Source organism: Bacteroides caecigallinarum (assembly GCF_021530995.1).
Classification (GTDB): Bacteria; Bacteroidota; Bacteroidia; order Bacteroidales; family Bacteroidaceae; genus Phocaeicola; species Phocaeicola faecigallinarum.
Genome location: NZ_JADYTF010000304.1, coordinates 1 through 393, shown reverse-complemented (window position 1 = coordinate 393; position 393 = coordinate 1). Strand labels below are relative to the sequence as shown.

General features: G+C 49.9%; 1 protein-coding gene. It reads left to right on the top strand.

Going from position 1 to position 393, the window contains the following annotated elements:
- Window positions 1-393: helix-turn-helix domain-containing protein (locus I6E24_RS16750; protein ID WP_235329843.1), on the top strand; the 393-nt coding region annotated here is incomplete at both ends.

Sequence of the window (393 nt, the reverse complement as noted above, 5' to 3'; positions counted from 1 at the left end):
GCGGCAAAAAGGTGATAATCCGCATGAAAGTCCAACGCTATAAGTGCAAGAATCAGGATTGTGATTATGACCGTCAGGAGAGCATACCCTTTGCCACGGGTAGTTGCGGTTACACCCATCGTTTCGCAAAATATGTAGTCGACCTGTTAAGGAGCATGACCTTGAAAGACGCAGCCAATCTCCTGGGCGTATCCTGGGCTACCGTCAAGGATATCCATACGCGTCATCTTGAATACCATTACGCGCCTCCCTCCCTTGAAGGAGTAGACAGCATCGGCATAGATGAATTTGCGGTCAGGAAAGGACATGTGTACAAGACAATCGTGGTTGACCTGAAGAGTGGCCGTATTCTCTATGTCGGTAACGGCAAAGGAGCAGACGCCCTGGATGGCT